A 6,447-nucleotide genomic window follows, 5' to 3' on the forward strand; every position below is an offset into this window, starting at 1 on the left:
CACTGACTGTACTATTCGGGGGGGTTCCTCCTGCTGCTGCGACTGGAATAGTGATGCTAGCGATATCCGAGACGGCACCATCATCGTCGGTAACTTGATAGGTAAAGGAAGCATCTCCCTCATAGTTAGGATTGGGACGGAAGCTGAGATTATCGAGTTGATTGGGAGTTAACCGTTGTACTTGAGTTGGATCAGTAACCTCTACACCATCAAATAATAGAACTCCTTGTGCTGGATCGCTTAAGGTCAAGCGGATGGTTTCTACAATGCCATCGGGATCGCTAAAGTCATTCGTAGACAAGGGTAAAGCAATCGGATCACTATCGTTGGGAATCGATGAACCCTCAACATCTTGTGCTGTTGGCGGTTGGTTAACTGGGGCGGGAATGGGGTCAAACCCAAAGTTAATATTAGTTACAGGTTGATCGGCTGCAACGGTAATAGGAACGTTATTGGTTGTTCCGAGTGTGACATCTGCCGGTAAATCGGTGTCTGTGGTATCAACCGCAACGGTATAATTTCCAGCTACAACACTTTCAAACTGGTAGACACCATCAGCACTTGTGGCAACGGTATCAACAACAGTCCCATTTGCATCGACTAAGTTAACGGTAATATTTCCAATACGAGGTTCATCTGGGTTGAGGGTGTTGTTATTGTCGGTGTCAGTAAAGACGTTTCCACTGACTGTCGTTGTTGGTTCTTGTGGGGCGGAGTCAAACCCGAAGTTAACAGCATTTACAGGTTGATTGGCTGCAACATTAATTTCAAGATCATTTGGGGTTCCCAGGGTTGCGCCCGGAGGAATATCTACGTCGGTTGTATCCACCTCAACAGTGTATTCTCCCGGAGCAAAACCCTCAAACTGGTAGACACCATCGGCACTGGTTTCGGCGGGTTCACCAACGGGGTTCCCCTGATCGTCAATTAAGTTGACCGTAATATTCCCCAATAGCGGTTCATTGGGGTCAAGGTTATCATTGCCATCGGTATCGGTGAAAACGGTTCCACCAACAATCGTGCTGGTAACGGTAACAGTAACGGTTGCTGTTGTTGTATCTTCGCCGTCGGTAATCTGATAAACAAAGCTATCCTCAGCACCATTAAACCCAAACTCGGGCGTATAGACGATGACATCATCCGTCGGATCATTGGGTGTTCCGCCATCATCGACGGTGGCAGTACCGTTGGCAGGAGGAGTTGTGATGCCGACAATACTTATTGGATCTTCAACTGGCTGACCGGGAATGTCGTCGCGATCGTCGCGATCGTCGCGATCGTTTTCTAAAACCGGAATGTTAACAGGTGTATCGGGATCTGTTATTGCCGTATCATCTCCGGCTTCGGGGGGAATGTTAATATCTTCGCGTCGATAAACGACACCGCCTCCCACCAAGTCCAAACCCCCCCGCTCATTAACGGGGCCTTGTTCATCGGAGGTGTCTAGAGGAAAGTCACTCAGTCCAACTAAGTCGTTTGTTTCGTCAATATCCGGTGGAAAAAGAGAATACCCAAAGAATAGGTCTCTTTCAAGATTGGGATTTTCACTCAACAAATCTCTGTAGCTGACAAAAATACCTGCAATATTTTGGGGACTAACATTGGTATTGACAATGGTATTTGCATCTTCTTCTCGCAGAACTCTTGTGGGAAATCCGGTGTCGGATTCACCCCAGTCGTCTCGATCAAAAGTGAGCAGCAAATCCCCATATGCACTCGGATTCCCTTGATCATCAATAGCAGTAATAGCGGCAATTTTAAACGGATCGTTACCACCCCGTTCGAGGATCAGAAAACCAATACCATCTAGATCTTCGCTGTCTTGAGGAAGGGATAAACCATCTGTGGAAATGTAGTCAACCCGCTCTATATTGTTGATATTTTCATCGCGGTTCTCGATATTAGCGAAAATATTATCCGTACCCCGGTTAATAAATTCACTAAACAAAGCGGTTTGCATTGGTGTCCGCCCATCACTTTGAGCCTCTTCGGGGATCAAATTAATCGTGGTACTGTTTGGATCGGTTGCCGATGCCTGGTCTTCTTCATACCAAACAATTTGTCTTAAACCCTGAACTCCCTCGGGATCGGGATTATCTACCCGTCTCAATTCAAAATTGTTGAGTACACCCGCAGATAGATATCGCCGATCATCGTTGTCTTCAAAGCTTTCTACTTGTAAGTTGCTACCTTGCCCAAAATTATAAGTGATTCCTAAACTTTCAGTATTGCTTTCCTCGGCGTCTTGGGCTTGGGTGACAAGATTTTCAATCGGAAGGGGTAAGGTATGGCGATAGTTGGCGATCGCTTCTGAACTCAGCGCTAAGGTTACATCAAATTCATCGGTTTTGAGGTCTAGGTTCCAGTCTCCTCCTAACGCGGCGTTACCAGTTTTGTTGGTTGAAGCGGCAATTTTAGCCCCTGTGAATTGATGGAGTTTTTCAATAAACTCAATCCCTGCATCTCCTGCGGCGACGTGACAACCGTAGAGTATCAAGGTGTCTACTGACCAGTTTTGTAGTTCGTTGATGTAGAGGTTGAGGGTATCGAGGCTGAGTTGGGTATTTCCGAGTTGTAAGCAACCTGGAGTTCCGTGAGAAATAATCTGTATTTCGGAGATCTCCGTATATTCTCGGAGAGCCTTAGTGATCTGTTTGACTCCATCTTCTGTAGAGTCGAGGAGAATTACCTCAGCACCAGAGACAATGCCTTTTAGTAGCTTTTCTGTGTCTTCGACTTGAGCATCAATAACAACAAGAATATCTGTTTTTCTGGTGCAAACTGAAACCGAAGAATAAATTTCTGGAGAGTTTTGAAAAAATTCCGGTTTCTCCTGAACAATCTCAGAAGTAGTAGTAGAGCGGAAATTTTGAGTAGTGCCTGGATTAGAAAATGTCATTGTAATTAATTGAAGGTTGGAAAACTACGTTCAAGACTGATATTCCTCTATAAAAGTTTCAGAGGATCATCTTTAAAGGTGAATGTTTTTTCCTCGACTGAGGCTTGTTGTTCTTTTGAACTCACTGATTGAGGTAAAATCAGCTTTTATTGCTAAGTTGTCAATCAGGTCAAATTAGGTCGATTTTGAGGGGTTTTAGGATAGAAAGGCACGTGTAAACGTAAATCATAGTATGAGTCGCTGACTTTCTTTAAATTTTCCATTTCTAAGAAAGAACAAGCTTAAAGGAGCAAGGAATATTGAATAATTACTCATATATCTAGATTTACATCATCAAGAAATAATACTCTATATTTAATAATTTAGAGTAGTTCTTAAGGTTAAAATTGTTGAGATTTTGTGACGGTTAATTGCTTAAGCCTGTTGTTTCTTTTGATAAGAGGACTTGCAATCAGCTTTTATAGTTTTTGATTTGAGTGAACTGAAAAACGACTGCAAACTAGAAACATTAACTTGCTCATTTTGACTATTCCCCCATAACTGCAACCTAACTTTGTATTTAATTCACTAGCGATCTCAGTGATAACACTTACAGGTATAACCGTTCTTTAATATTATCCGTCTTTTTCCGTATGGCAGTTCATTAACTGTCATATTATCTATTGACAAAATTACGCTTTTATGTATTGTTTACGAGAGAGTTTAGATTAAATTGTTTGGTATAAAGAACTGTATAATAAACTTGATAAAACTATGATAGCGTTACTGGTCTTGAATCAATGACAATGTGCAACATATTGTTAGAGTATTGGTTCTTTGCTAAAGTTTTAGATTAAATTTTTAAATCACTTTAAAAGCATCTGAAATTATTTTAAATGTGAGAAAAACAGCGATCGCTTAATCGGTTATGGCGATCGCTGCTATTTTAAGTCAGTTAGCCGATAAAAGCGGTAAAGTTATCTTCTGTTAACGCGCTTACTTGTACATCATTGAAAATTGCCAACTGTTGACCCTCGAGACTAACAACAGTTGAGGTTCCACTTTGAGACAGAGTTAACTGTTCAAAAGTTAAGCCACCACCCAAAGCAACTAAATCAGTACCCAGTTGGAAATCTTGAATAGTATCTGTACCACTACCTGAGAACAGGATAAAGCGATCGCTACCACTTCCACCAGAAATCAAATCATTGCCTTGATCCCCAAATAACCAGTCATCTCCCTGTTCACCCGCTAAGGTATCTTCACCTAAACCCCCATAAAGAGTATCACTATCTTCTCCACCACAGAGACGATCTTGGTCTTCATTCCCAAACAAGACATCATTACCACTACCCCCACAGAGAGTATCTCGTCCGGGAATATCACTCGGGGTGTCATTGTCGTTAATATCACCATAGATAATATCGTTGCCCTCGTTACCGCAGAGTTGGTCATTACCCAAATCTCCGTACATCTCGTCATCTCCGGCTTCCCCATAAACGAGGTCATCTTCCTTACCCCCGCGAACGGTATCATTACCAACACCACCACTGAGGGTATCATTACTGCGACCGCCATTCATCAAGTCATCGCCAGCACCGCCCCACATGAGATCAATCATGCCAGCCAGACCGCGTTCAGCCTCGATCTCATTTTCATCAGCCGTGTCGCCGACCATGGTGTCATTTCCTAAGTCACCGTAGAGGGTATCAGTTCCCAAATCACCCCAGATCATATCATTATTTTTTCCGCCATAGGTGAAGTCATCTTGCTTACCGCTAAACATCATGTCCGCACCGGGGCCACCTTGGAGTAAATCATTACTTTGATGACCATAGACAAAATCATCGTTCTCAAAGTTAGCTGCTGCTGCGGCTAAATCGCCAACGCCGTTACTGCTGATGATCGTATCGTTACCGTCCGCGCCGAAAAGATGATCCTTGCCATCATCGCCAAACTTGAGGTCATCACCTTGAGCGCCATAAATAGTATCATTGCCGTCAAAGCCTTCAATACTATCATCTCCAGCCAAAGCAAAGACCATATCACTGGCGAATGAAGCAGGTATAAGATCACTCTCGGGTGTACCATCAATGCTACTGAACGTATTTAACGCACTCGGAGTCAAGCCAATACGATCCGGTAAAGGAACCGCTCCAAAATCAGGTAAGGGAGGACAGTCACAACTGCCATCATCTATCGGTTCTTGGCGAGGAATAGACTGATCTTCTTCTACATTGATTTGTACAACGGCTTGATTAGAAACAGCGCCATCATTATCGGTAGCGGTATAAGTTAAGCTGACATCCCCTGTAAAATCAGGATCGGGTTCAAAGGTCAGTTGTTCGGCTTGGTCGGGGGTCAGCTGTTCAACTTGTTCGGAGGTAGCGGGTTCACCGTCGATCAATAATGTGCCGTTGGGTGGTAAATCGGTGATGGTGTAGAAATCAATACTACCATCGGGATCTGTTGCATTTAAGGTCGGGATAACTGAGGGAGTTCCATCATTAATAATGGTTTCTGTTTCATTATTAGCTTCTGGGGATAAATTCTCAGAAGGTTCTGTGGGAGGTTCAGGCTGTGTGGGAGGTTCAGGTTGTATAGGAGGTTCAGGCTGTATGGGAGGTACATTCGGAACGGTAAAGGGAATAATAGGAACGGTCACATTTGCCGCATTAGAAGTCGCCCCATCATTGTCTGTGACTTGATAACTCAAAGACGCATTCCCCGCAAACCCCAGACTCGGACGGAAGGAGAGGTTATCAAGTTGATTTGGGGTTAACCGTTGAACTTGAGTCGGGTCAGTAACCGCAATACCATCTTGTAACAAAATCCCTTGGGTCGGATCAGGTAATGTCAGGCTAATTGTTTCTACCGTACCATCGGGATCATTGAAGTCATTGGTAGATAAAGGTAGAGGAATGGGGTTGCTATTGTTGACAATTGAAGAAGCCTGAACATCCTCGGCTGTGGGTGGTTCGTTGGCATCGGGGCTGACTGTAACTGAAATATTAGCAGGTTCAGAAGTTGCGCCTAAATCATCGGCCACGGTATAGGGAAGGGTTGCAGTCCCACTAAAATCATCAACGGGTTCAAAGGTGGCTTCAGCTTGATCGTTAACCGTAAATGTTCCCTGGGGTAAAACCACCTGTTGATCAAGTTCTGGAGTGCTTGGATCGAGATCAATTGCACTTAATTCAATGTTTCCATCTGGATCACTAACATTATCAGCCAGATTAAAGGTAACAGCAGTTTCAAAGGGAGTATTAACGTTTTGGTTGGTTGCGGTCGGAGGAACGTTTGCAGGGGGATTAACGGTAACATTAATGGCTGCGGGTTCTGAAGGTTGACCTTCTTCATCCTCTACGGTGTAGTTAATGGTGGAGTCTCCGGTAAATCCGGGTTCGGGTTCAAAGGTGACAACTCCATTATCATCTACGCTATAAGTGCCTTCGCCGGGAATTTCCCGTGTAGTTTCTTGTTCGGGTGTATCAGGGTTGAGATCTACTGTTGTCGGGTCAATATTCCCCTCTGAGTCGGTATCGTTTTCGAGAACATTCAGGCTAACG

The 6,447-nt window shown here is 43.9% G+C and carries 2 protein-coding genes; both read right to left on the minus strand.

Annotated elements, in window-relative coordinates; translation table 11 throughout:
- On the minus strand, positions 1 to 2,899 hold a 2,899-nt coding region (locus M595_RS26680), incomplete at its 3' end, for a DUF4347 domain-containing protein (protein WP_023069710.1).
- A gap of 934 nt (positions 2,900 to 3,833) precedes the next feature.
- Positions 3,834 to 6,447 (minus strand): cadherin-like domain-containing protein (locus tag M595_RS26685; protein WP_023069711.1); only part of this gene is annotated, 2,614 nt, incomplete at its 5' end.

Origin of the sequence: Lyngbya aestuarii BL J (genome assembly GCF_000478195.2) — a bacterium.
GTDB lineage: Bacteria > Cyanobacteriota > Cyanobacteriia > Cyanobacteriales > Microcoleaceae > Capilliphycus > Capilliphycus aestuarii.